Source organism: Mesorhizobium sp. M0848 (assembly GCF_040319805.1).
Taxonomy (GTDB): Bacteria; Pseudomonadota; Alphaproteobacteria; order Rhizobiales; family Rhizobiaceae; genus Mesorhizobium.
On sequence record NZ_JAMYOM010000046.1, the window covers coordinates 1 to 23,232 of the forward strand.

At 61.4% G+C, this 23,232-nt stretch carries 20 protein-coding genes and 1 tRNA gene; 8 read left to right on the forward strand and 13 right to left on the reverse strand.

From position 1 onward, the window contains the following. Window positions 1-15: 15 nt before the first annotated feature. The 3 genes from NKH95_RS32255 to NKH95_RS32265 all read right to left on the reverse strand — a co-directional run bounded on the left by NKH95_RS32255 (window position 16) and on the right by NKH95_RS32265 (window position 3,566). A complete protein-coding gene (locus tag NKH95_RS32255; RefSeq protein ID WP_128302521.1) occupies window positions 16-1,290 on the reverse strand; it encodes a nucleotide sugar dehydrogenase in 1,275 nt (424 codons plus the stop codon). A gap of 43 nt (window positions 1,291-1,333) precedes the next feature. Then, the gene (locus tag NKH95_RS32260) at window positions 1,334-2,611 is read right to left on the reverse strand and encodes a sugar transferase (RefSeq protein WP_352442758.1); all 1,278 of its coding nucleotides are present in this window, start codon (window positions 2,609-2,611) and stop codon (window positions 1,334-1,336) included. A 364-nt stretch (window positions 2,612-2,975) separates the two neighbouring features. Continuing rightward, window positions 2,976-3,566 carry a biotin transporter BioY gene (locus NKH95_RS32265; protein ID WP_352442759.1) on the reverse strand — a complete coding sequence of 197 codons (591 nt, stop codon included), beginning with the start codon at window positions 3,564-3,566 and terminating at the stop codon, window positions 2,976-2,978. Between the two features lie 117 nt (window positions 3,567-3,683). On the opposite strand from NKH95_RS32265, the gene NKH95_RS32270 reads away from it, so the two are divergent. Then, entirely contained in the window at window positions 3,684-4,610 is a 927-nt protein-coding gene (locus tag NKH95_RS32270; protein ID WP_128302518.1) for an MBL fold metallo-hydrolase, read from the forward strand. 19 nt (window positions 4,611-4,629) lie between these two features. Here NKH95_RS32270 and NKH95_RS32275 read toward each other — a convergent pair whose 3' ends face one another. Genes NKH95_RS32275 through NKH95_RS32295 form a run of 5 tightly spaced genes read right to left on the reverse strand, consistent with a single transcriptional unit; the run spans window position 4,630 to window position 9,338 of the window. Further along, window positions 4,630-5,550, reverse strand: coding sequence for a phosphorylase family protein (locus tag NKH95_RS32275; protein WP_128302517.1), 921 nt, complete (start codon window positions 5,548-5,550; stop codon window positions 4,630-4,632). A 14-nt stretch (window positions 5,551-5,564) separates the two neighbouring features. Then, on the reverse strand, window positions 5,565-6,356 hold the full coding sequence (locus NKH95_RS32280; protein ID WP_128302516.1) for an ABC transporter permease: 792 nt from the start codon (window positions 6,354-6,356) through the stop codon (window positions 5,565-5,567). Continuing rightward, on the reverse strand, window positions 6,349-7,236 hold the full coding sequence (locus NKH95_RS32285; protein WP_352442760.1) for an ABC transporter permease: 888 nt from the start codon (window positions 7,234-7,236) through the stop codon (window positions 6,349-6,351). Before NKH95_RS32285 ends, NKH95_RS32280 begins: the two co-directional genes overlap by 8 nt. Continuing rightward, on the reverse strand, window positions 7,233-8,270 hold the full coding sequence (locus tag NKH95_RS32290; protein ID WP_352894467.1) for an ABC transporter ATP-binding protein: 1,038 nt from the start codon (window positions 8,268-8,270) through the stop codon (window positions 7,233-7,235). The genes NKH95_RS32285 and NKH95_RS32290 overlap by 4 nt, the downstream gene beginning before the upstream one ends. A 27-nt stretch (window positions 8,271-8,297) precedes the next feature. Beyond that, window positions 8,298-9,338 carry an ABC transporter substrate-binding protein gene (locus NKH95_RS32295; RefSeq protein ID WP_352894452.1) on the reverse strand — a complete coding sequence of 347 codons (1,041 nt, stop codon included), beginning with the start codon at window positions 9,336-9,338 and terminating at the stop codon, window positions 8,298-8,300. 195 nt (window positions 9,339-9,533) lie between these two features. Here NKH95_RS32295 and NKH95_RS32300 point away from each other — a divergent pair, with 195 nt between their 5' ends. Then, window positions 9,534-10,532, forward strand: a complete 999-nt coding sequence (locus NKH95_RS32300; RefSeq protein ID WP_128302515.1) for a LacI family DNA-binding transcriptional regulator — start codon at window positions 9,534-9,536, stop codon at window positions 10,530-10,532. Between the two features lie 13 nt (window positions 10,533-10,545). Here NKH95_RS32300 and NKH95_RS32305 read toward each other — a convergent pair whose 3' ends face one another. Both NKH95_RS32305 and NKH95_RS32310 read right to left on the reverse strand, forming a co-directional pair. Next, a complete protein-coding gene (locus NKH95_RS32305; RefSeq protein ID WP_023808562.1) occupies window positions 10,546-11,331 on the reverse strand; it encodes a DUF1499 domain-containing protein in 786 nt (261 codons plus the stop codon). An 80-nt stretch (window positions 11,332-11,411) separates the two neighbouring features. Beyond that, a complete protein-coding gene (locus NKH95_RS32310) occupies window positions 11,412-13,040 on the reverse strand; it encodes a fatty-acid--CoA ligase (protein WP_352894455.1) in 1,629 nt (542 codons plus the stop codon). Between the two features lie 183 nt (window positions 13,041-13,223). Between NKH95_RS32310 and NKH95_RS32315 the strand changes: the two genes are divergently transcribed. After that, complete coding sequence (locus tag NKH95_RS32315; RefSeq protein WP_352894458.1) at window positions 13,224-13,580, forward strand: hypothetical protein; 357 nt, start codon at window positions 13,224-13,226, stop codon at window positions 13,578-13,580. Between the two features lie 143 nt (window positions 13,581-13,723). Beyond that, window positions 13,724-14,113: a DUF427 domain-containing protein gene (locus NKH95_RS32320; protein WP_352442763.1), complete on the forward strand. Its 390-nt coding sequence runs from the start codon at window positions 13,724-13,726 to the stop codon at window positions 14,111-14,113. A gap of 39 nt (window positions 14,114-14,152) precedes the next feature. Here NKH95_RS32320 and NKH95_RS32325 read toward each other — a convergent pair whose 3' ends face one another. From NKH95_RS32325 to ppdK, 3 genes are all read right to left on the reverse strand, one after another. Beyond that, complete coding sequence (locus tag NKH95_RS32325; RefSeq protein WP_023808566.1) at window positions 14,153-14,893, reverse strand: polysaccharide deacetylase family protein; 741 nt, start codon at window positions 14,891-14,893, stop codon at window positions 14,153-14,155. 169 nt (window positions 14,894-15,062) lie between these two features. Continuing rightward, a complete protein-coding gene (locus NKH95_RS32330; protein WP_352772347.1) occupies window positions 15,063-16,166 on the reverse strand; it encodes a glycosyltransferase family 9 protein in 1,104 nt (367 codons plus the stop codon). Window positions 16,167-16,284: 118 nt separating this feature from the next. Continuing rightward, window positions 16,285-18,963, reverse strand: a complete 2,679-nt coding sequence (gene ppdK / locus NKH95_RS32335; RefSeq protein ID WP_352442766.1) for a pyruvate, phosphate dikinase — start codon at window positions 18,961-18,963, stop codon at window positions 16,285-16,287. Between the two features lie 223 nt (window positions 18,964-19,186). Here ppdK and NKH95_RS32340 point away from each other — a divergent pair, with 223 nt between their 5' ends. The 4 genes from NKH95_RS32340 to NKH95_RS32355 all read left to right on the forward strand — a co-directional run bounded on the left by NKH95_RS32340 (window position 19,187) and on the right by NKH95_RS32355 (window position 23,092). After that, the gene (locus NKH95_RS32340) at window positions 19,187-19,531 is read left to right on the forward strand and encodes a VOC family protein (protein WP_127290804.1); all 345 of its coding nucleotides are present in this window, start codon (window positions 19,187-19,189) and stop codon (window positions 19,529-19,531) included. Window positions 19,532-19,659: 128 nt separating this feature from the next. Continuing rightward, a tRNA-Gln gene (locus NKH95_RS32345) sits at window positions 19,660-19,734 on the forward strand. A 226-nt stretch (window positions 19,735-19,960) separates the two neighbouring features. Continuing rightward, window positions 19,961-22,051, forward strand: coding sequence for an O-antigen ligase family protein (locus tag NKH95_RS32350; RefSeq protein ID WP_352894463.1), 2,091 nt, complete (start codon window positions 19,961-19,963; stop codon window positions 22,049-22,051). A 168-nt stretch (window positions 22,052-22,219) separates the two neighbouring features. Then, on the forward strand, window positions 22,220-23,092 hold the full coding sequence (locus NKH95_RS32355; protein ID WP_352894465.1) for a phytanoyl-CoA dioxygenase family protein: 873 nt from the start codon (window positions 22,220-22,222) through the stop codon (window positions 23,090-23,092). The last annotated feature ends 140 nt before the right edge of the window (window positions 23,093-23,232 follow it).

A 23,232-nucleotide genomic window follows, 5' to 3' on the forward strand; every position in this document is an offset into this window, starting at 1 on the left:
TGACCAGAACCCTCATCAGAAGCGCCCATCCGTAACATGCCTGGGGAACAGACCCTTGATGTCGTAGATGACGCCCGGGGTCTTGCAAAGCGCCTGCAGGCCGTCGACGCCCAGCGCGCGGAACTGCCAGTGGCCGACGGCCACGATAACGCCGTCATAGCGCTGATCGGGAATGTCCTTCATGCTGGCTATGCCGAAGGCACGCGCGCATTCCTGCGCGTTGACCCAGGGGTCCCATATGTCGATGCCGGCATTGTATTCCTTCAGTTGGGCAACGATATCGGCGACCTTGGAATTCCTCAGGTCCGGACAATTTTCCTTGAAGGCCGCGCCCATCACCAGAATCCGGCTGCCAACGACAGGTATTCCCTTGCGCATCATCAGGCGGGCCGTCTGATCCGCCGCGTGCTGACCCATGCCGTCATTGATACGGCGGCCGGCAAGAATCACCTCCGGATGATAGCCGAGTTCCTGGGCCTTGTGGGTGAGATAGTAGGGATCGACCCCGATGCAGTGGCCGCCGACGAGACCAGGCGTGAAGCGCAGGAAATTCCATTTGGTGCCGGCGGCTTCCAGCACTTCGGACGTGTCGATGCCGAGCTTGCCGAAGATAAGCGACAGCTCGTTCATCAGCGCGATGTTGAGGTCGCGCTGAGTGTTCTCGATGACCTTGGCCGCTTCGGCGACCGCAATGCTCGAGGTACGGTGTGTGCCTGCCGGCACGATCGAGGCATAGAGCGCATCGATACCTTCGGCCGCTTCCGGCGTCGAGCCGCTGGTGACCTTGACGATCGTCTGCAACCGATGCTCGCGGTCGCCCGGATTGATGCGCTCGGGACTGTAGCCGAGGAAGAACCCCTCATTGTAGCGCAGGCCCGAATGTTTCTCGATCAGCGGCGCGCACACCTCTTCCGTGCAGCCGGGGTAGACCGTCGATTCGAAGATCACCACCGCGCCTGGCGATATGACCTCACCGACCAAAGTCGATGCCATGATCAACGGTTTCAGATCCGGACGGTTGGCCCTGTCGATCGGCGTCGGAACCGTGACGATGAAAATCCCGCAATCGCGCAGATCGGCCTTGTCTGTGGTGAATGTCAGCCGCGACGCAGCACTGATCTCATCACTGCTGGCTTCCAGCGTATGATCGTCACCACGCCTCAGCGCGTCCACCCTCGACTGGTCGATGTCGAACCCGACGACATCCCTGGTGGCGCCAAAAGCGACCGCCAGCGGCAGGCCGACATAGCCAAGCCCGATGATCGCTATTTTCCTGGAGGCGAGATCCATCTGCTTCCTGCGCTTGCTATTCCAGAGCCATGCTTCGCATTGGTTATCGCGCACCAAAGCCGGTAAGCATCGTTTTCATTGTCTTGAGGGTTATCAAAACGTCCAGCCAAGGCGAAAAGTTCTTTATGTAATAGAAATCATAGTGCAATTTTTCCATAACGTCATCGACGGCAGCCACATGCCCCTGATTTACTTGTGCCCACCCACTTATGCCTGGCCTGACGATATGCCTGTAGCGATAGAATGGCAGCTCAGCCTCGTACCACTGTGACAGCACGACAGCTTCCGGTCGCGGTCCGATCCAACTCATTTCGCCACGCAGGATGTTGATGACCTGCGGCAGTTCGTCGATCCTGGATTTTCGCAGGAAACGCCCGACTCGGGTGATGCGATCATCATCGCGCCTGGTGATCGCCCTCTCCTTGTCGCTGCCGGCGTCAGAGTGCTGGCGCATCGAGCGAAACTTGTAGACCGTGCAGATCTTGCCCCGGTAGCCCATGCGCTGCTGGCGAAACAGCGCGGGACCATCGGAATCCAGCCGGATCAGCAGCGCTATCAACGCCAGAACCGGGGAAAGAACGATAATCAAGACAAGTGCCGAGACCCAGTCGGCTGCCTGCTTGATCTTGAGATAGGCTTGGTTCGGATTGAGTGAACCAAGCGTGTTTTCCGACAGGTGCTCGATCTCGACCCGCCCGGTCAGCGACTCGCTGACCTGCTTGACGTGGTATACGGGCGTTCCCGAAAGGGCCCGATCCGCGATGTATCGTTCCCATTCCGCGCCAAGATCGGCACGCAGATCAACGACCACGCCGCTGGCTCTTTCGATTATCGTACTGGTCGACTTGATCCAAAACCAATGCACACCCGGTAACGTCTTGAGGCGCTCGACATCTCCGCCGGGAATCACGACGAGCCGGTACGGATCGAGGCGCCGCGTCAACAGGCTCAGGCCGAAATACCAGAGCGTGGACTGCGTGAAACTGGCGGCGGCTTGAAACCGGCTGTACTCGAACCGAAAAAAGAAGATGGTCAGGAAAACAGCCCCATAGGACAGGGCAAATGTCGGCAAGATGTAACTTGCCGCGGCCACGCCCGGGAAATTTCCGATGCGGCGATAGGACAAGAAGCCCACAAGGTGCGCGATGACCGCAGCGGCCACCGTGACCTGAAGACTGGCCGAATAGATAAATTCAGGATTGAAGACAATCCGGATGATCGCCGGCGCAAAAATCGCGAATGTCAGTCCGCCAAGCAGTTGAAACCGAATCCTGAACAGGAAATGCCGGCTTCCGACAATAGTCGACGCTGCGACATTCAACGTCTTCCCCCCTTCCCCGAAGCTGCCGTGTCGGCGACAGACCAGCGCGATAGTGCATCTGACCTAATCGCTCACAACAACGAATCGGACGTCTCGCCCCCCGGCGATTCGATACAGTCGAAGACCAAGAGCTACGACAGCGCGGCTGCGCCAGCAAGCATCTATTTCTTAGGTCAACAGTTCGGGAATTGAAAAGCCTAGGCTAATAAAGCGGCTTGATGATCATTACTGAAGATGTCGCAGCGTCTAGGGCGATATAACCGACAATCTATCGAGGTTGGCGGACACCAGACCGGAAATCGGCCAGTCACGCCGCTCCGGCCAGTGGCTTGATTGCCCCTGGCCGTTTCTTCGATCGCGCGCTTCAGCCGCGCTTGAGCAGCGTCCAGACGGCCGGCACCAGGCTTGCCGCCAGAGCCACCTTGATCAGGTCGCCGACGATGAACGGCACGACGCCGAACTGCCACGACTTTTCCGGACCGATGAGCAGCGCCAGCCAGGCAAAGCCCATTGCCATCATGACGAATTCGGCAACCAGCATGGCGTTGAAAAGCTTGATCGGATGGCGGTCCCAACCGCGATCCGCCGCCCAGCCGACAATGGCCGCCATGACCACGAAGCCGGCGAGATAACCGCCGGTCGAGCCGAGCATGTAGGCAATGCCGATGCCCTTTTCAGGCGTGCTCTGGAAGACGGGGAAGCCCATGGCGCCCTCGGCCATGTAGAGCAGCAGGGTGGCGACGCCGAGACGCATGCCGAAGGCGGCGGCGATCAGCAGCACGGCCAGCGTCTGCATCGAAATGTCGACCGGCCCGAGCATAACCTTGGTCTTGGCCGACAGGGTCAGCACAAGCGTTCCGGCGATGGCCAGGAAAAGCTGCGTTGCCAGCCGCGCCGCGCCATTTTGCGGCAGAGCCAGAGAAACAAGCGGACGCATCGTAGTTGCAATTGCCATGGTATTTCCCCAATCCGATTGCCGCACACCGATGTTCGCGGCCTCACATCCTCCTATATTGGCTTGCGTGTTATGCGGCAATCGGTTTTGCCGTTTCCCGAAACAAGGCACCGATGCATGGCACTGAAATTCGATACCGGCTTCGACCCCTTCTATGGCCAGGGGGTGAACGTCGCGCCCGATGTCCAGCGCATCACGGCCCGCAATCCAAGCCCTTTCACCTTTCACGGCACCAACAGCTACATAATTGGCCGCGATACGCTGGCGGTGATCGATCCGGGGCCGGATGACGAGGCGCATCTGCGGACCCTGCTCGGCGTGATCGCAGACCGGCCGGTCAGCCATATCTTCGTCAGCCATACGCATCGCGACCACTCCCCGCTGGCGGCCCGGCTGAAAGAGCGCACCGGCGCCCTCGTGCTGGCAGAGGGGCCGCACCGGCCGGCAAGAGCCCTGCATATCGGCGAGACCAATGCGCTCGACGCCAGTGCCGACACGGCTTTCGTCCCTGATGTCGCCCTGCCCGACGGCGAGGTGGTCGACGGCGACGGCTGGTCGATCAGGACGGTTCTGACCCCGGGCCACACCGCCAATCATGCGGCATTCGCGCTGGAAAGAATTGGCGCGCTGGAGGGAACCGGCATCCTGTTTTCGGCCGATCATGTCATGGCCTGGGCAACCTCCATCGTCGCCCCGCCGGATGGAGCGATGGCCGACTACATGGCCTCGCTGGATCGCTTGATCGAACGCGGGGACCGCTTGCTGTTGCCCGGACATGGCGGGCCGGTGACAGCACCGCGCGCTTTCATGCGCGGGTTGAAGACGCATCGCAAGATGCGCGAGCGCGCCATACTGGAGCGGGTCAGAGAAGGCGACCGGACGATCGTGGACATGGTCAAGGCGATCTACAGGGACACCGACCCGCGGCTGCATGGTGCCGCCGGATTGTCGGTGCTTGCCCATCTCGAGGATCTGACGGCGCGCGGCCTGGTTGTGACCGATGCCGCACCGGCCATCGACGGCATTTTCACGCCGGCCGGATAGGCTATCGGCGCCATTCGCTCTAGAACCGGCTGGAGCGCTCTGCTGGCTGAGGCGACTTCAAGCCCTGGCAAGAGCATTCGGGATCCGTTGGAAGACGTGCCGCGGTCTCCAGCGCAACCCGCGAGGCTGTCATAGAGAGGCTCGGCAGCACGTGCTCCTGCAGCAATTTCTGGCGCTCGCGGTCCATATAGTCGTTGAAACCGGCCGTGACGAACGCCAGGGGCACGAAACAGGCGCCGATCTCGCGCGATAAGGTGGCCTCAGGGGCGATCGAGTGGTTGAGCACGTCCGCTCCCATGTTTCGATATGCCAGAGCTTCGGCGGGAGTTGTCAGTCGCGGCCCGTAGCAGTGGGCAGCCACCAACTGCTGCTCGATGCCATGGACGCGGCATTCGGCTGGCCAATGGCGCCGGGCGGTCTCGGCCAACAATGCCGCACATCTTGGACATACGATCTGCTTGCCCGAGCAGTCGAAGCTCTGGCGGCCGGGAAGCAGTGAAAACGGGGTCTGCGTCAGTTCGAGGATATCGGCGTTCACCACCATGTCGCCGGGCTTGATAGCCTTGTTGACGGCGCCAATGGTCGAGCAGGAGAGAATCTGCTTTACACCCGCACTCATCAACACCCAGAACGCGCGGCGATGACAGGAATGGTCGATATGGTCTCGGGGATTGCCGTGCGAATACATGCACAGGGCACGTTTCGTTTTGCCCTCGACGGTAATAGATGCATCGAATTCGAGCAGCTTCCAATTGTCGCTGGGACCGAAAGGCGTTTGGAAACTCATGTCTCGCTGCAAGGTGCGGACGCCATCAACTTCGACATCTTCCGGAAAGGCGAGACCCCAATTCGCCGATCCGGTGATGATCGCCAACCCCACTTGGGGTATGTCCGTTGAATGATCGGCCAGATCGTCGGCTGCATGATGATTGTTGGGCATGTTTTCAGTCTCGCTCAGGATTTTTGGCGAAGGGTCACGACCAGGACAACGACCACGACGATGACGGTCCACAAGGTCGAAATCGCCGCGATGGTCGGGTCGATCTGATCGCGCAGCGACAGGAACATGAGCTTCGGCAGCGTGCTGTTTTGACCACTCGCGACGAAGATCGAAATGACGGATTCGTCTAGCGAGGTCAGGAAGGCCATCAGTGTGGCCGACAACAGACTGATCTGAAGTTGGGGGACAATTATTCCGCCAATGGCTCTCGCCCAGTTTGCGCCCAGGCTGCGCGCCGCCTGAACCTGGTTCCAGTCAAAGCGGGCCAAGGCGGGCAACAACACAATGCACGCGACCGGAATGGCTAGTACCACATGTCCGACCAGGACACCGAACAGCGTTCCGACAAGACGTTGCGCCGCCAGAACAAAGAAGAGACCGATCGCGAGCAGGATCCCCGGCACAATGGACGGGGTGAGCAGAACGCCCTGAATGGTTACGGCGGCCTTTCCGCCGAGCCGGTTGATCGAGATGCCGGCCAGAAGCCCCAGCGGCACTGTGATCATCGCTGTCAATGTGCCGAGGATCAGGCTCGTCCTGAGTGCGGCCATCCATGTCGCCGAACCGAAGAAAGTCTCGTACCAGCGCAACGAGTATGCGCGCGGTGGGAACTCGAGAAGATTGGACGCCGAAAAGGAGAGCGGGACGACGACGAGCGTCGGCAGCATCAGGAACGCCATAACGAGCGCACAAAAGCTCCACAGGAGGATGCGGGCCAGCCTGCTGTCTGGATAGGCTTCAAGCATGGGCTGTGCCGATGCTGCGTCCGGCAATGAGCCGCCGCGCAGCCAGGAACATCACCCCCACCAGCGCCATAAGAACGAGGAGCAGAATGCCCAGGACGCTCGCCGAGCCCCAATCCTGGAAGGTCGATAGCGTGCGCTCGATCCGGGTGGAAAGCGGATTTACCTTGCCGCCGCCAAGCACCGCGGGCGTGATGAAGAACCCTATGGTGTAAATGAAGACGATGATCGAACCCGAGAAGATGCCGCCGGCCGAAAGCGGCAGGATGACCGTGCGGATCGTTTGCCCGAGAGTGGCGCCCATGCTCGCCGACGCGCGGACGAGGTTTGCATCGATATCGCGCATCGCCGCATAAACGGGCAGCAGAAAAAGCGGCAGCATGTAGTGAACCATGCCGATCAGCGTTCCCGTGAAATTGTAGACCAGCGGCAATGGCTCAGCTGTCAGGCCTGAACCCGTCAAAGTTGCGTTGATCAGGCCATCGCGCCGCAACAGCACGAGCCAGCCATAGGTGCGCACCAGAATGGAGGTCCACAACGGCAGCATGACGAAGGCCATCAGCAAATTGGCCACCCTTGGTCTGGCGCTGGCCAGGGCGAGCGCCAGGGGAGTACCGAGAAGAATGCAGATCGCCAGCGTGCCCAGGGACAGTTCAAGGGTTGTGACCAGTGCCGACCATGTCAGCCCGCTCGAAAGCACCTTCTCGTAGTTGCCGACGGTGTACTCGCCCCCCGTGGTCAGGAAGGATTGCCGGATGATCCATAGGATAGGCATTATCGCCGCCAGTCCGACGATGAACAGCGCAGGCAGTGAAAGCGAGAGGAAGAACCGCCGCTCGCGTCGCGCGTCTGCCGCGAGCGCAGGATCGGCAAGGACGGTCACGCTACCACTCCCGGTATCGCGTGAACTTTCGCTGCTGGTGCATAGGCGGTCACCCGCTGACCGGCGGCAAGTTCGGCGCAGCCGCTGGCCAGCGCCGCCGGAATGCAGACAAGTATCTCTTGCCCGCCGTCAAGCGCCAGCGTCAAAAGCCAGTTCTCGCCACGAAACGCCTTGGCGCGCAGCGTTCCCTCAAGGGCCACCCCGTCTGGCCCGACGAGCTTCGCATCAAGATGGAAGCATTCCGCGCGGATCATCAGAGCTTCGCGTGACGCATCGGCGCCGTCTATTCTGCGCGCCGAGCCCGGGGCCACAATGTTGGCCTCGCCCATGAACTCCGCGACGAAGCGGGTCGATGGACGATCATAGATCCGCTGTGGCGTATCGATCTGCTGGATGCGGCCGGAATTCATCACCGCGATCCTGTCGGACATGATTAGCGCTTCGCGCTGGTCATGCGTCACATAGACCGTGGTGATCCCCAGATCATCGTGCAGACGCCGGATCTCGTACTGCATGGTTTCGCGCAGGTTCTTGTCGAGCGCCGACAACGGCTCGTCCATCAGCATCACGCGTGGCTCAAAGACGATCGCCCGCGCCAACGCCACCCGCTGGCGCTGGCCGCCGGACAATGCGGCAATGTTGCGCTCCGCCAAACCTTCAAGCTTCACGCGGGCCAAAGTGTCGAGTGCCCTCTGGCGGGCCTCGGCTTTCGGCGTCTTGCGCAGCACCAACGGATACTCGACATTTGCCAGAACGTTCATGTGGGGAAACAGGGCGTAGTTCTGGAAGACTATGCCGATGTCGCGCTTGTTGGGGGCCAGGCGGGTAATGTCCCGATCGTCCAACAAAAGTTTACCGGAATCGGGCCGGACAAATCCGGCCAAAGCCATGAGCAGCGTGGTCTTGCCCGATCCGGACGGCCCCAAGAGCGTGAGAAATTCGCCAGCCTGAATGTCGAGCGAGACATTGTCCAGCGCGACGTAAGATCCGTAGGTCTTGCGCACGCTGTCGATGGTGATCGGGAGCGACTTCATCATGTGCTTCAGCCTTAAAGCTGAGACTCAGCGGGCCATCATCTCATCGAAGGTTTTTTGAGCAGCTTCGCCATTCTTGACCCACCAGTCCGCATTCGAAAACACCGAAGTGCCGGCATTTTCAGGCGCGGTCGCAAGGGTCTTCAGACGGTCCTCGGGAATAAGGCCACCCTCATAGCCAGCAGGATTGACCGGGCCATAAGCGATGAAATCGGTCAGCTTCGCCACGCGCGCGGGCTGTGTCATCGCCGCGATGAGTTTCATGGCCGCTTCCTTGTTCGGCGCCCCCTTCGGTACCCCGAGGCAATCCGTACCGATGACGGAACCCTTGAACGTGTAATCGACCGCGCCGCCATCCGCTTTCACGGTTTGGGCCCGCCCGTTCCAGGTAACGACCAAATCCGCCTCGCCATCTTTCAGCAACTGCGCGGACTGAGCTCCCGAAGTCCACCACACCGCGACATTTGGTTTGATCGCTTCAAGCCGCTTGATCGCGCGATCCAGGCCCTCCGGCGTGCTGAGCACGGAATACACGTCGGCCGGTGCTACGCCGTCCGAGAGCAGCGCGATCTCGATCGAGTCCTGTGCATTGGCGCGGAGGGCGCGACGGCCCGGAAATTGGGCAACATCCCAGAACTCCGCCCATGTCTTTGGCGGGTTCTCGCCATAGGTTTTGGTGTTCCAGGACATGACGGTGCCATAGGAGTCGAACGGATAGCAGTAGTCGGACTTTGCGCCATCCGGCACGGCCTTTGGATCGATGATCTTGTAGTCGAGCGGCTCCAGCAGCGACTGTGCGGCGGCCTGCGCGCCCTCCGGTGAGCCCAGGTGAATGACGTCGGTTGTGACCGCGCCCGAGGTGACCTGCATCTTCAGGGCGGCCAAGCCGTCGCTGAGGGTCTCCTCGCGGACATCATAGCCAAGCTCTTTTGCAGCGGGGACCCACATGGCTTCCTTCATGGCGTTGCCATAATCGCCGCCCGCGGTCGTGATGGTGACTGATTGGGCATAGACCGGCACGGCGGCCGAGAATGCTAATGCCGTCAAGGAAATGCGTAACCAAGACATAGGTTCTCCTCCCTAGAATTTGTTGAGACGCGCTCAAAATGGCCAATTCTTGACAATCGTAACGTTACGATTGCATCCAATTGCAGGAGAGTCAAGCTGCTTTAGCGAGAGCTTGGATTGACCGTGAGGTGGAATTCGGTCACGTAGTGGAAGTCAGCAAATCAGCCGGCGCTTTCGCAAATGAGGTCGGGCGACATGACCAACCTGAAACAGATCGCGGCGGAACTTTCCCTTTCGGTCACCACGGTATCCCGCGCGCTGAAGGATGGGCCGGAGGTTCATCCCGCCACCATCGCTCGCGTCAAGGAAGTGGCGCAGCGGGTCGGCTATGTGCCAAATCATCATGGCTTCGCGCTCAAAACTGGCCGCACGCTGACGATGACAGCAATATACCCGATGGAAACACAAGATCATCTGTCCGATCTGTTGAAGCTTCCGTTAATCGAAGGCATGACGCTGGCGGCGCGGCAAGCGGGTTATAGCCTATCCATCTACTCCACCACGCCCGATGATGATCCCATCGAGAGTGTGCAGCGACAGCTTCAGGCGGGCAGCACAGACGGACTGATTATCACACGCATGGTCTCGGGTGATCCGCGCGTTAAGCTATTGCTGGATAGAGGCATGCCATTCGTCGCGTTTGGAAGAACTGACCTGGATACAGCATATCCTTATGTCGACATCGACAATGAACAGATTGCCTACGAGGCGACCCGGCGGCTCATGGACAAGGGCTGCCGACGCATTGCGCTGCAACTTCTCGTTCCGGGCGACCAGGCGAGTGCCATGCGTCTTTCCGGGTATGGAAGGGCAATGGCCGAGGCTGGTATTCCGATCGACCAGTCGCTGATCGGTCATGGAATGTTCACCATGGAATCGAGCGCAGCCTGGTTCGATCGCATGCTGGCCTGGTCAGATCCGCCGACGGGCTTGGCATGCGCCAACGAACTGGGCCTTCTGGGGGCATTACACGCTCTCGGCAGAAGAGGTCTCGCGCCAGGGAGTGACATCCACATTGTCACTCGGGACAGCACGCGGCTATCGCGCTTCCTGCCTGCGAAGATCGGCGTTCATTTCGTGGACATAGCGGGTGTCGGACGCAAACTTGTCGAAGTCCTGGAGAGCCGGATCGCCAATCCGATTGGACCGGTCGCGACAGTCTTGTTCAAAGGAGAGTTCGACCCTGGCGAATAGCCTCCCCTGGGTCTCATTCGACCGGAGCGGCGCCAACCTGACCGGCGACTTCCTGGTCGAGTTCCGCGAGAAATTCGGTGATGCGCGCCGCATTGTCGCCGAGGTCGTAGCGGCCGTAGCGGGATGCCGACCGCATGTCGACGATGACCGTGTCGCCATCGTCCGTCACGCGGATCGCCACGTCGGCGGGAAGGCCGATCACGAAGCCCTTGGCGACGGCGGTGATGGTCACCTCGCTTTGCCCGGCGAGATCGGGATAGGGTTCCGACAGCTCCCAGTCGCGCCGGTCGAGCACGGTTTCGACGGCATTGACGACGGTCTCGAACGGCAGGTCGTAGCTGCGTGCGCTGACCAGCGGATAGCTATCGGTCTGCAGCCGCTGTTCCCCAGGCGTCGACGGCGCAAGCACGTTCATATCCTTCCTCCGGTCGCTCACGTCGAGCGCCGGCGGTTCGTCGAAATCCGTCGAGATATCCCTGAGCGGCGGATAGATCGTCGCCCAGTAGGCGGCGACGCCATAGGGTGCGAGCACCAGCAGTGCCAGCAGCGCGCCGACCGTCAGGTCGCGACCGCCGCGGTCGCCGAAATTCCAGAGCCGCGAAAAGGCAAACCCGGCAAACAACAGCGCCATCGCCGCCAGCAGCGCGACAATGCCCAGCACCCACAGAAAGACAGGTGTTTCGACGAGATCGAAGCGATGGCCGACGAAGACCGTCAGCAGCAGCACCAACGAAAAAGCGGCCGTGCGCCGCGACCAGCCGGCCGCCTTCGACGTTTGCCGTTCAGGAATGCTAACCATCGTTTTCCGTGCTGCCCCAACCCGAACGGAGACTTAGTGCCTTTTTGCGATGGCATGAAGCCGAAACATGCACCATCGCGTCAATCCGTCGGCAGGCGATAGTCCTTGAATTGCTGGCGCAAGGTGATCTTCTGGATCTTGCCGGTGGCGGTGTGCGGAATTTCACCGACGAAAGCGACATCGTCCGGCATCCACCATTTGGCCACCTTGCCGTCCATGAAGTCGAGAATGTCAGCCTTGGTCGGTTCCTTGCCCGGTTTGCGGACGACGACCAGCAGCGGCCGTTCGCCCCATTTCGAATGCTGAACGCCGATGGCTGCCGCCTCGGCGACATCGGGATGGCCAACAGCCAGATTCTCGAGGTCGATGGTCGAAATCCATTCGCCGCCGGACTTGATGACGTCCTTGGCGCGATCGGTGATCTGCATGTAGCCGCCGGCGTCGATGTGGGCGACGTCGCCAGTGTCGAACCAGCCATCCTCATCGAACTGCTCCACGCCGGCGCCGCCATAATAGGCACGGGCAACGGCCGGCCCACGCACTTTCAGGCGGCCAAAAGTCTTGCCGTCCCAAGGCTGCTCGTTGTTGTCGTCGTCGGTCACCTTCATTTCGACGCCGAAGGGCGGATGGCCCTGTTTCTGCTGGACATCGAGCCGGGCTTCGCCCTCAAGACCGGCATGGTCCGGCTTCAGGGTGCACAGCGTGCCGAGCGGCGACATTTCGGTCATACCCCACGCATGGATGACCTGGACATCGTAGTTCTGCTGGAACTTGGTCATGATCGCGCGCGGGCACGACGAGCCGCCGATGACAACCTTGTCCAGATAGGGAAGCTTCTTGCCGGTCTCCTCCAGATGCTGCAGCAGCATCATCCAGACGGTCGGCACGGCGGCGCTGAAGGTCACCTTCTCGGTGTCGAGCAATTCATAGATCGAGGCGCCATCCATCTTGCAGCCGGGCATGACCAGCTTGGCACCGATCATCGGCCCGCTCTGGCCAAGGCCCCAGGCATTGGCGTGAAACATCGGCACGACAGGCAGGATCGTATCGCGCGACGACAGTCCCATGGCGTCGGGCATGGCAGCGATCATGGCGTGCAGCACGTTCGAACGATGGCTGTAGACGACGCCCTTGGGATCGCCCGTGGTCCCGGACGTGTAGCACATGCCGGCGGCGGTGCTTTCGTCGAAGGTCTTCCAGGCGAAGTCGCCATCCGCCTCGTCAAGCCAGTCTTCATAGGCGACCGCGTTGGGCAATGTCGTCGGCGGCATATGCGCCCTGTCGGTCAGCACGATCACCTGTTTCAGCGATTTTACGGCGCCGGCGATTTTCTCGAGCAGCGGCACGAAGGTCAGGTCGACGAAGACTGCCTTGTCCTCGGCATGGTTCATGATCCAGACGATCTGCTCGGGAAACAGCCGCGGATTGAGCGTGTGGTAGATGGCGCCGATGCCCATGATGCCGTACCAGGCCTCGATATGGCGTGCGGTGTTCCAGGCCAGCGTCGCGATGCGGTCGCCCAGCCCACAGCCGTCGCGCTCCAGCCGCTGGGCGACCTTCAGGGCACGACGATGGATGTCGGCGTAAGTGGTACGCACGATCGGCCCCTCGATCGAGCGCGTCACGATCTTACGCACGCCATGCTGCCGCTCGGCATTGTCGATGAGCTTATGGCAAAGCAGCGGCCATTCCTGCATCAGTCCCAGCATTCGGTCCTCCCTCACGCTTTTGCGTTGTGCTTTTCGGGCTATTGTGGAGCGAACCGGCCGATTGTCCAGCCGCCAGCACCACCCAGCGCCGCATTGGTGGAAAACCGCCACAATCCGGCCATCGTCCGCGTTAAGTTTCGTTAACGGGCAAAGGGGTGCGATTGGCGACTGAAAGAGGTTCGCATGGACGCGCAGCTCGACGACAAGGCTCTCGAGAGTACGCTTGCCGAAAGTCTGGCCGATGTGGTGCCGGACACAAAGACTGTTTCCGAAGATGAATTTGTTGAAGTTGTCGGCGGCGCGCTGGAAGCGGTCGGCGGCACGCTGCTGTTCCAGATGTGCGTCCAGAATCAGGGCGAGGACCAGCACGTCGCGGCCGCGTCAGTCGGCGATGGCGGAAACCGCCAGTTCCTGCTGCTCACCTTGCCTACCGGCGGCGGTTCCTTGAAGGTCGAGACCGTATCGAGAAGCAGCAACCCGGTCGCCGGGATCGCTGCCGCCTATGCCGGTCTCATGGACGTGTTCAAGGCCGCTGCCTGACAGCTGACGACAAGTATCTCGAGGGTTCCAAGGCGCGGTCCATCGGCGTCGGCAAGGCAAGTTTTGCGTGCTGGATGGCGATAGCGGCTTGCACAATGCGCTTGCGCGACACACCTTTAAGTCGACGCAAGGAGAGCCCCCGCATGGATCAGATCGCCAACCCCGCACCCGGTTTCCAACGCAACCCGGACAAAATCATCACCATCGAGCCCTATGCCGGCACCGTTACCGTGCGTGCCGGAGACGTGGTCATCGCTTCAACAGCGAAGGCCAAGGTGCTGACCGAGGCCCCCTATCCGGCGGCGTTCTACATTCCGTTCGCCGACATCGATTTCGGCAAGCTCGGCCGCACCGACCACTCGACCCATTGCCCCTACAAGGGCGATGCAAGCTATTGGAGCGTGCTGCCTGCCGGCGAGACCGGCCAGAACGCCATGTGGGCCTACGAGCGGCCTTTCGACGAAATGGCTGAAATCCGCAACCACGGCGCATTCTACGCCAGCAAGGTCACGATCGAAGCCAAACCAGACTGAGCCCACGCCGACGGCATCGAGATCCGCTCGGCTGGCCAGTCACTCCGTCGTGCCGTTGTTGCCGATGCCTTCGGCATCGTCGAGCCGCACAAAGGTCAAGCCCTTGGCCTTGAGCGCCAGCAGCCCCTGCACCACGCCTTCGCCGGCCGCATGGGTCGGCTGGTTGATGTGCGAGATGATGACGTCGCCATCCTTGGCCGCTGCGATGCGCCGGGCGGTCTCCTTGGCGCCGAGCAAAGAGCCACCGTCGCCGTTTATCGAGAAACCCGCGACCTTGAAGCCAAGCTTGCGGATCATGGCGATTGCCGACGGGCTGTATTCGGCGGTTGCGCCACGGAACCATTTCGGCGCCGGCTCGCCGGTCCCGGCAAGAGCGGCGGCTCCCGATTCGACCTCGGCCAGCACCGCGTCCGGGCTGCCGGCGCTGCGGATGCCATAGATTTTCCGCGGCGTGTCGACCGCCGGAATGTGGTGGCCGCCGTGATTTTCCAGTTCGAACAGATCGGGATGCGCCCGCATGATCTCGACCGCGGCGGCGTTTCGCCTCAGCCAGATGCCGGTGACGAAAATGGTGGCGGGAATCTTGTTGTCCACCAGCGCCGAAAGGATCCGGTTGTCGGTCTGTCCACCGCACGCGTCGAGCGTAAGCGCCACACGGCCGGCTCCGCTCGCCTGCGACTTGATGTGCAGCGTCGGCTCGACGAGCGGCGCGGCATGGCTGGCGGATGCCATCGCCCACGACAGGGCGATCATGCAGAGATTTTTTTGCAGCAGGCGCATCAAACCGATTCCCGGACCCGTCATTTCAAGCAGGCATCCCAACGACCCGCATGAAGGCGGAAATCGGGATGGTGCATAGCTGAAAAGCGCTCCGCGACAATGTGACCGTTCCTGTGGGCGACAGGTCATTCCACCGCGTCGAGAGCGGTCGTGCATGCGGCGCATGATCTCAGATGGCGTGTTCCAGTTTCATTTCGGTGCGCGAAAGAACCTCGCGCACCGCATCGACCACAGGCTTGACCTCCAGGCCCCAGACGCAGCATGCTTTGCTCGGATCCGGCGCGCGGCAGAGGTTTTCGGCCATGCAGGCGCAAGGCATCGGCGGCTGGAGCGAGATGCTGGGCACGCCGACGGGACCCCAGCGCGACGGCTCCGTCAGACCGAACAATCCGACAACCGGGGTTCCGGTGGCTGCGGCCATGTGCATCGGGCCGCTCTCATTGCCGAGAAACAGCCGAGCCTGTTTCAGCAACGCCAGCAGGCTTTCAAGCGACAGGTCACCGACGAGATTGACGACCGAGGGCGCGGTTCTGGCGACGATACGTTCGGCGATCTCGCGCTCGTCCGGGCCGCCCACCAGGACGACATCCAGGCTGGTCTCGCCGGCAATCTCGACGATCACTGCTGCAAACCGCTCCGGCTGCCAACGTCGGCCCTCGAAGCTTGCACCCGCATGCACGGCGATGAATGCGTTTGGCCGCAGATGGTGCTTACCCAGCAGCGCCAATGCTTTCGCCGTCTCCGATGGCAGCGGCTGAAGGTTCGGAATCACCGTGCGAAGTTCGATGCCGAGCGCTTCGAGCGGCGAGAGGTAGCGGTACAGGAAATGCTGACCATCAAAGCCGTAGGGCTTGGCAAAGACATTGGCGGGTTGCCGCTCCAACATACGCAAGGGTCTTTCGGAAGGATTGTAACCGACACGGGTCTTGGCGTTGACGAGCCCGGTGACCATGCGCGACGTCTTCGAATCGGTCAGGTCGATGGTCAGGTCGAAACGGAAGCGGCGCAACGCCCGCACCATGGTGTAGAGCTCCTTCCCGCGCTCCAAGGGCGTTCCGCGCATGCGGTCGCGCCTGAATGCGACCACCTCGGAAGCGATACCATGGGCCATGACGAAGCTCTCGAAGCGGGCCTCGCACAGAAAGACGATGCTGGCGCCGGGGAATTCGAGCCGCAGGTTCTTGGCGAGCGCCGAGGCGAGGACGAGATCGCCTATAAACTTGGTTTGGATGACCAGGATCGAGTGGAACGGCGCGGGAGAAATCTGCAGCATCTGTTTCCGGGAGCAATTTGCGGATGGCCGCAAATTGGGCAGGAACAATGTCGAGATTACGCGACGCCGCCAGCACGTTCGCGTGAATTGCCTTACAAAACGGTAAGCTGGATGGATCCTATCCTCGGCCTGCCTTCGCAACCAGCACCGCTGCCTGCGCGGCCGCCAGCCTGGCGATCGGCACGCGATAGGGCGAACAGGACACGTAGTCGAGGCCGACCTCTTCGCAAAAGCGGATCGAGGCCGGATCGCCGCCATGTTCGCCGCAGATACCGAGCTTGATGTCGGGCCGCGTCGCCTTGCCCTTTTGCGCGGCCATGCGCACCAGTTCGCCGACGCCGTCGATGTCGAGCGAGACGAACGGGTCCTGATCGATAATGCCCTTCTGGCGGTAGGTTTCCAGGAACGAGGCCGCATCGTCGCGCGAGATGCCGAAGGTCGTCTGGGTCAGGTCGTTGGTGCCGAAGGAGAAGAATTCGGCTGACTCTGCAATGACATGGGCACGGATCGCGGCACGGGGGAGTTCAATCATGGTTCCCGTGAGATAGTCGATCTTGACGCCGGTTTCCTCCATGACGCTCTTGGCAACCGCATCGATGCGCGCCTTGACGTAATCGAGCTCCTTCACCAGGCCGACCAACGGCACCATGATCTCGGGGACCACCAGGGCGCCAGCCTTCCTGCCGGCCTCCACCGCCGCCTCGAAAATGGCGCGTGCCTGCATCTCGGCGATCTCGGGATAGGAGACAGCCAGGCGGCAGCCGCGATGGCCGAGCATCGGGTTGAACTCGTGCAGTGCCTCGGTGCGCTGCCTGAGCTTGTCCGGCGACACCTTCATGGCGGCGGCGACCTCGGCCACTTCCTCCTCGGTCTTGGGCAGGAATTCGTGCAGCGGGGGATCGAGCAGGCGGATCGTCACCGGCAGGCCGGCCATGATCTCGAACAGTTCGAGGAAGTCCGAGCGCTGCATGGGTAGAAGCTTGGCAAGTGCGGCGCGCCTGTCCTTTTCGGTGTCGGCCAGGATCATCTCGCGCATGGCGACGATGCGCTCGCCGTCGAAGAACATGTGCTCGGTGCGGCAAAGGCCGATGCCTTCAGCGCCGAAGGAACGCGCCATGCGCGCGTCGAGCGGCGTTTCGGCATTGGTGCGCACCTTCATGCGACGCACGGCGTCGGCCCATTCCATGATGGCGGCAAAATCGCCGGAAAGTTCCGGCTGCAACATCGACACGGCGCCCTTCAGCACCTGGCCGTTGCTGCCATCGATGGTGATGATATCACCCTTGCGGAAGGTCGACCCCATCGCCATCAGCGTGCCGGCCTTGTAGTCGACACGCAGCGAGCCGGCCCCGGAGACGCAAGGCTTGCCCATGCCGCGTGCCACCACCGCGGCGTGGCTGGTCATGCCGCCGCGCGTGGTCAGGATGCCTTCCGCCGCATGCATGCCGTGGATGTCTTCGGGGCTGGTTTCGATGCGCACCAGGATCGCCTTGCGGCCCTGCGTCTTCAATTCCTCGGCGTCGCCGGAGGAAAAGACGATCTCGCCGGTGGCAGCACCGGGCGACGCCGGCAGGCCAATGCCGATGACATCGCGCGCGGCCTTGGGGTCGATGGTCGGATGCAGCAACTGGTCGAGCGAGGCCGGGTCGATACGGGCGACGGCTTCCTCTTTCGTGATCAGTCTGTCGCGCGCCATCTCGACGGCAATTTTCAGTGCCGCCTTGGCGGTGCGCTTGCCGGAGCGGGTCTGCAGCATCCACAATTTGCCGCGCTCGATGGTGAATTCGAGATCCTGCATGTCGCGGTAGTGCTTCTCCAGATTGTCGGAGATGGTGACAAAGGACTGGAACGCGTCAGGCATCAGCTTCTGCAGCGACGGCTTGTCCGAGCCGGCTGCGATACGCGCCGCTTCGGTGATGTTCTGCGGCGTGCGGATGCCGGCCACGACGTCCTCGCCCTGCGCGTTCACCAGGAACTCGCCATAGAGCATCTTTTCGCCGGTCGAAGGGTTGCGCGTGAAGGCAACGCCGGTGGCCGAGGTTTCGCCCATATTGCCGAACACCATGGCCTGGACGTTGACCGCCGTGCCCCAGCTTTCGGGAATATCGTGCAGGCGGCGATAGGTGATGGCGCGGTTGTTCATCCAGCTCGAGAACACGGCTGATATCGCGCCCCAGAGCTGCTCGTGCGGATCCTGCGGAAAAGGCCTGCCGAGCTCTTCCTCGACCTTGGCCTTGTAGAGCGCGATGACGCCCTGCCATTCGAGCGCCGTCAGTTCGGTGTCGAGCTCGTGCCCGAGCCCGCCCTTCTGATCCTCCAGGATTTCTTCGAACACCTCATGATCGAGGCCCATGACGACATCGGAATACATCTGGATGAAGCGGCGGTAGCTGTCATAGGCAAAGCGCGCATCGCCGGAATCGGCGGCCAGCGCCTCGACCGTCTCGTCGTTCAGGCCCAGATTGAGCACGGTGTCCATCATGCCGGGCATCGAGGCGCGAGCGCCCGAACGCACCGACACCAGCAGCAGTTTCGACGGGTCGCCGAACCGACGGCCGGTCAGCCGGCCGATGTGATCGAGCGCGACCGCGACATCGGCTTCCAACCCGGCCGGATAAATACGGCCGTTGGCGTAGTAGGCGTTGCAGACCTCCGTGGTGATGGTGAAGCCCGGCGGCACCGGCAGCCTCAGGCTGCACATCTCGGCCAGGTTGGCGCCCTTGCCGCCCAGGAGATTCTTGTCGCTGGCACGGCCTTCCGCCGCACCATCGCCAAAGGTGAAAACCCATTTGGTCATGCATCGCTCTCCGGTTGCAGGAGATTGGAAAGATTGGCGAAACGGAAAGTTCCGCCGGTCCGTCCTTGGAGCGATATGATGCTGCAGTGCGAAAGGCAAGCGCCGGCAAAGCGGTCGGCCTTCTACAATCGATTAAGCAAAAGCCGCGTCCGAAGATGCGGCAAAATGACTTGCCATTCCGAGATTTTTGATGTAGAACATAAAGGGAACAAACAGGTGCGCCATGAAACTGCCCGGAAAACTCGACTATCTGGAAATGCCCGCGACCGGTGGAACGCTGGACCGGCTGAAGGCTTTCTACAGTACTGCCTTTGCCTGGTCGTTCACCGATTATGGGCCGACCTATTCGGCCTTTGCCGAAGGCCTGGACGGAGGCTTCCAGGCAGATGCCGCGGAAGCGCCATCAAAGCCGCTGCCCGTGCTCTACAGCAGGGATCTGGAGCAAACCCTCGACGCTGTCGAAAGCGCCGGCGGCACGATCGTCAAACCGATCTTCCCGTTCCCCGGCGGCCGGCGCTTCCACTTCGTCGATCCAGCCGGAAACGAGATGGCGGTGTGGTCCGAATAGCCCGCTGCATATCATTTGGCAGTGCTGCGTTGCCTGCCCAATTCGAGCGTTCCAACCGTCACTCATAAGGATTGTGCTTTTTGGCTGCTCTGCTAATAACGCGCCGCACAAGCGACTCTGACGGCAATTGGGGCGTCGCCAAGTGGTAAGGCATCGGTTTTTGGTACCGACATTCCCAGGTTCGAATCCTGGCGCCCCAGCCATCCCGCTCAGGTCCGTTCCGGACACATAGGACCCGAGAGTACCTTTGCGATCTTCCATGAAGCCGGTCGGTTAATAGTTCGACTGCGTCATAAGTTCAGCGAAACCAACGCCATGCGGCAAATTCGGGTCAGCATTTGCACATGATCTGGACAGTGTCGCCTTGAACATCTTCCTCTTTCCATACATAGGTCGGCCAGGTGGGTGGCGGCTCAACATGGAACTTCAATGAACCTTCCTATCTTCGCCATCAACCTCGATCGCGAGACCCAGCGCTGGAGCGAATTGCTCGCCAGCGCCGAAGCGGCAGGACTGACCTTGCAGCGCATTGCCGCCGTCGACGGTCGGGCGCTTGCTGAAAAAGACTGGACGGAGATCGATCTGCCAGCCGCGCGCAAGCTGAGCGGGCGCGACATCCTTTCGGGCGAATATGCCTGTTACCGCAGCCATATCCAGGCGCTGGAAACGTTCCTGGCCGGTGGCAGCGCCCATGGCCTGATCGTCGAGGACGACGTCCTCTTCAGCGAAAACACCATGCGGCGCATCGAGGCCATCATCGCGGCGGTGCCGGATTTCGATGTCATCAAGCTGACCAACCATCGCATGAGCTTCTTCATGCGCGCGGTCGAGACAGTGGAAGGCGACGAGATCGGTCGTGCGCTGCATGGCCCGCAAGGCTCGGCCGCCGCCTATCTGGTGACGCGGGAGGGCGCGCAGGGTCTGTTGTCGGCGCTCGCCGTTATGAAAATGCCATGGGACGTTGCACTCGAGCGCTTTTGGGCTACCGGCCTGAAAGTCTATTCGGTCCGCCAAAACGTGCTTGGCTTCGCCGCCAGCAGTGGAATCTCGGGCATAGCCGGCCCCTCGGGAAGCTACAAATCCGCAAGGCTGGGCGGGCCGAGCCGGCTACGTGCCGGGGTGTCGCGGGCCAGCGACGAGCTGCGCCGCCTGCATCACGTCCTGCTGCCGCCCCCTCTGCCGCGAGATGCCCTGGATGATGCCAAGGACAACGCGCCGCGCCACACCTTGCTTCTGTTGCTTGCGGCACTCGCCATTCTGGCTTTGGTCTCCGCGGTGTGGCGCGAGGCCGACACCTACCGCTATGCGGGCCTGGCGCTGGCCCTGGTCGCGGTCATCCGCTGGTTCAGAGTGGATTTGTGGACCTACAGCAAACCGCTGATCGGTTGGGTCGGCTTTCTGTGTCTGGGCTGGTCGCTCTATGTCTTCATCCGACTGGCGATCGTCTATTTCGGCACCCACCAGTTGGGTGGCGCCGAAGGCATTTACATGTTTCCGCTGTTCTACGCGACGACCGGCTTCGCGTTTCTGCTGTTTGTCAGGCAACCCGCACGGCTCGTGCTCTGGTTCATGATCCTCAGTCTCGTCTTCCTGGCGGCGGACACCTTCTATTCGGACATGTTTCAAGGCATCCAACCGGCCCCGTGGCTTTTCAACAATCCCATCCACGCGTCGGTGGCGGCCGGTTTCATCTTCCTCTGCACGCTGCAATTCATGGCCTACTCGGCCCAGAGAACGGACCTCGGGAAAGCAACCAAGAACCTGCATTGGGTCCTGTCGACAGCCGTCCTGCTGCTTGCCCTCGTCAATATCATCGAGATGCGGTCAAAGGGAGTGTGGCTTGCGCTTGCGCTCGCTCTGCTCTTGTTGGCGGTCATGACCCTGGCGAGAGGCCATCGCCGCGAACTGTTGGTTTCGGGTGGCGTGCTGGTGATCGTGGCGGCCGGCATTGTCGCAGCACACAACATCTTCTCGTCCACCGCCGACGATACCATGGCATTCATCAAAACCTTGGTTCCGGATGTGTTCAGGCATGGGGTCCTCCCCGCCTTCGACCGCGCCATCGCGAGCGACGCGGTTCCGCTTGCAGCCAAGGAGAGGCTGATGCTGTGGGCGGATGCGATCAATATCTGGAAGCGCCACCCGATCTTCGGAGCCAGTTCCAGCTGGCTGACCGAATGGCAGAACAGAACCTATCATCCCATGATCTTCAACGTCTTCCACAATGGTTATCTGGAGATTGCCGTGCGCTATGGTGTGGTCGGACTGGCGTTCTTTGCCTTTCTCTACACCTGGTCGGCCAGGCAGGTTCTACTGGCCATGCGAGCCAAGCTTGTCGCTCCGGCCGCATGGTCCTGCTACATCTCCACACTGGTCTTCTTCGCCCTAAGCATCCTTACCAATTCCAACAACCGGCTGGCCATGGGTGAGGCCTTCATGTGGTTTGCCGCGGCGTTCGGCTTCTACTGTTTTTATGTTCGCCAGCAGAAGAACCTTGTCGCGCCGCGGACCTATTTTTAGGGCCTGCCGGCGCAGCACGTATCTGACCAGCCGATTGCGACCAATGCCCCTTTGACGCCCCGCTCAATTTCCCGATAATCGGGAAAGTCGATGCCAAAATCCATGGCTTATCGCCGGCAACCCCTTCGTTACGATCGACACGGATCACAGACAGGGGTTGTCACGGACATGCTGACGGACAGGCAGGCACGCGAGGCGGTGGAGCAGTACCGCGAGGAAGGATACGCGGTCGTTCGACAATTCGTCGACGGCGACGAGATGATCCGGCTGAAGAAGGAAACCGATGCGGTCTATGCCGAAGGCCTCAAGCATCATGCCACCTTCCGGCACGGCAACCTGAATTTCCAGATCCTGCCTGAATCGGACTTTGGCCAACGCTATGTGCTGCAGGCTTACTGGTTTTCCTGGATCAATTCCTATTTCGAAGAATTCCGCCGCAATCCCGACTATCTGAAGCTGCTCCAGGGCCTGATCGGCCGTGACATAAGGCAGATCGCCCAACAGCTGCACTGGAAGCCGCCCGGCGCCAATGTCACGGGTTATCGCTTCCACCAGGATCTGCGCTTCCGTAACCAGGCCGCCTTCGACAATGTCGCCGACGCCACCGTGACAACAGGCCTCGCGGTCGATCGGGCGACGCTGGACAATGGCTGCCTTCAGGTCGTGCCCGGCAGCCACAAGCTCGGCTATCTCGGCCTGTCGGACGAGGGAACCGGCGAACTGATGAAGGGCCTGACCGCCGAAGAAGAGTTGCGCAAGGTCGGCATCGACCCGGCGACCATCGTTCCGCTGGTGCTGGAGCCGGGCGACCTTGCTTTATGGGGGCTGCTTACCGTGCACGGCTCCTCGCCCAACAAATCGCAGCACGACCGGGCCTTTGCGCTGTCCAGCTATGTGCGGGCCGATACGACGCAACGTGGCGAATGGGCGTTCAGGGGCGGTGTTTCGGTGCCGCTCGGCAAGGCGCCGGCACTGTGCAAATACGAAAAGCTCTTCGAGGAGCCGGGACCGATGTACGACACCACCGCCTGGTGGAAATGACGCTGCCGCGTCGGGCGACGGGGGCAGAGGGGGGGGGGGGGGGGGGCCCCGGGCCCGCAGGGCTGTTGGAACGGGAAGAGGGGCGCCAGTTATGGAGGTGATGTGGGGTGGTGTTAAAAACAGGTCCGGAAGGCGACACA

Coding starts and splice junctions, on each gene's coding strand:
- NKH95_RS32255 (WP_128302521.1), bottom strand. CDS start 1,290: ATGGATCTCGCCTCCAGGAAAATAGCGATCATCGGGCTTGGCTATGTC.
- NKH95_RS32265 (WP_352442759.1), bottom strand. CDS start 3,566: ATGGCAATTGCAACTACGATGCGTCCGCTTGTTTCTCTGGCTCTGCCG.
- NKH95_RS32270 (WP_128302518.1), top strand. CDS start 3,684: ATGGCACTGAAATTCGATACCGGCTTCGACCCCTTCTATGGCCAGGGG.
- NKH95_RS32275 (WP_128302517.1), bottom strand. CDS start 5,550: ATGCCCAACAATCATCATGCAGCCGACGATCTGGCCGATCATTCAACG.
- NKH95_RS32280 (WP_128302516.1), bottom strand. CDS start 6,356: ATGCTTGAAGCCTATCCAGACAGCAGGCTGGCCCGCATCCTCCTGTGG.
- NKH95_RS32290 (WP_352894467.1), bottom strand. CDS start 8,270: ATGAAGTCGCTCCCGATCACCATCGACAGCGTGCGCAAGACCTACGGA.
- NKH95_RS32295 (WP_352894452.1), bottom strand. CDS start 9,338: ATGTCTTGGTTACGCATTTCCTTGACGGCATTAGCATTCTCGGCCGCC.
- NKH95_RS32300 (WP_128302515.1), top strand. CDS start 9,534: ATGACCAACCTGAAACAGATCGCGGCGGAACTTTCCCTTTCGGTCACC.
- NKH95_RS32305 (WP_023808562.1), bottom strand. CDS start 11,331: ATGGTTAGCATTCCTGAACGGCAAACGTCGAAGGCGGCCGGCTGGTCG.
- NKH95_RS32310 (WP_352894455.1), bottom strand. CDS start 13,040: ATGCTGGGACTGATGCAGGAATGGCCGCTGCTTTGCCATAAGCTCATC.
- NKH95_RS32315 (WP_352894458.1), top strand. CDS start 13,224: ATGGACGCGCAGCTCGACGACAAGGCTCTCGAGAGTACGCTTGCCGAA.
- NKH95_RS32320 (WP_352442763.1), top strand. CDS start 13,724: ATGGATCAGATCGCCAACCCCGCACCCGGTTTCCAACGCAACCCGGAC.
- NKH95_RS32325 (WP_023808566.1), bottom strand. CDS start 14,893: ATGCGCCTGCTGCAAAAAAATCTCTGCATGATCGCCCTGTCGTGGGCG.
- NKH95_RS32330 (WP_352772347.1), bottom strand. CDS start 16,166: ATGCTGCAGATTTCTCCCGCGCCGTTCCACTCGATCCTGGTCATCCAA.
- ppdK (WP_352442766.1), bottom strand. CDS start 18,963: ATGACCAAATGGGTTTTCACCTTTGGCGATGGTGCGGCGGAAGGCCGT.
- NKH95_RS32340 (WP_127290804.1), top strand. CDS start 19,187: ATGAAACTGCCCGGAAAACTCGACTATCTGGAAATGCCCGCGACCGGT.
- NKH95_RS32350 (WP_352894463.1), top strand. CDS start 19,961: ATGAACCTTCCTATCTTCGCCATCAACCTCGATCGCGAGACCCAGCGC.
- NKH95_RS32355 (WP_352894465.1), top strand. CDS start 22,220: ATGCTGACGGACAGGCAGGCACGCGAGGCGGTGGAGCAGTACCGCGAG.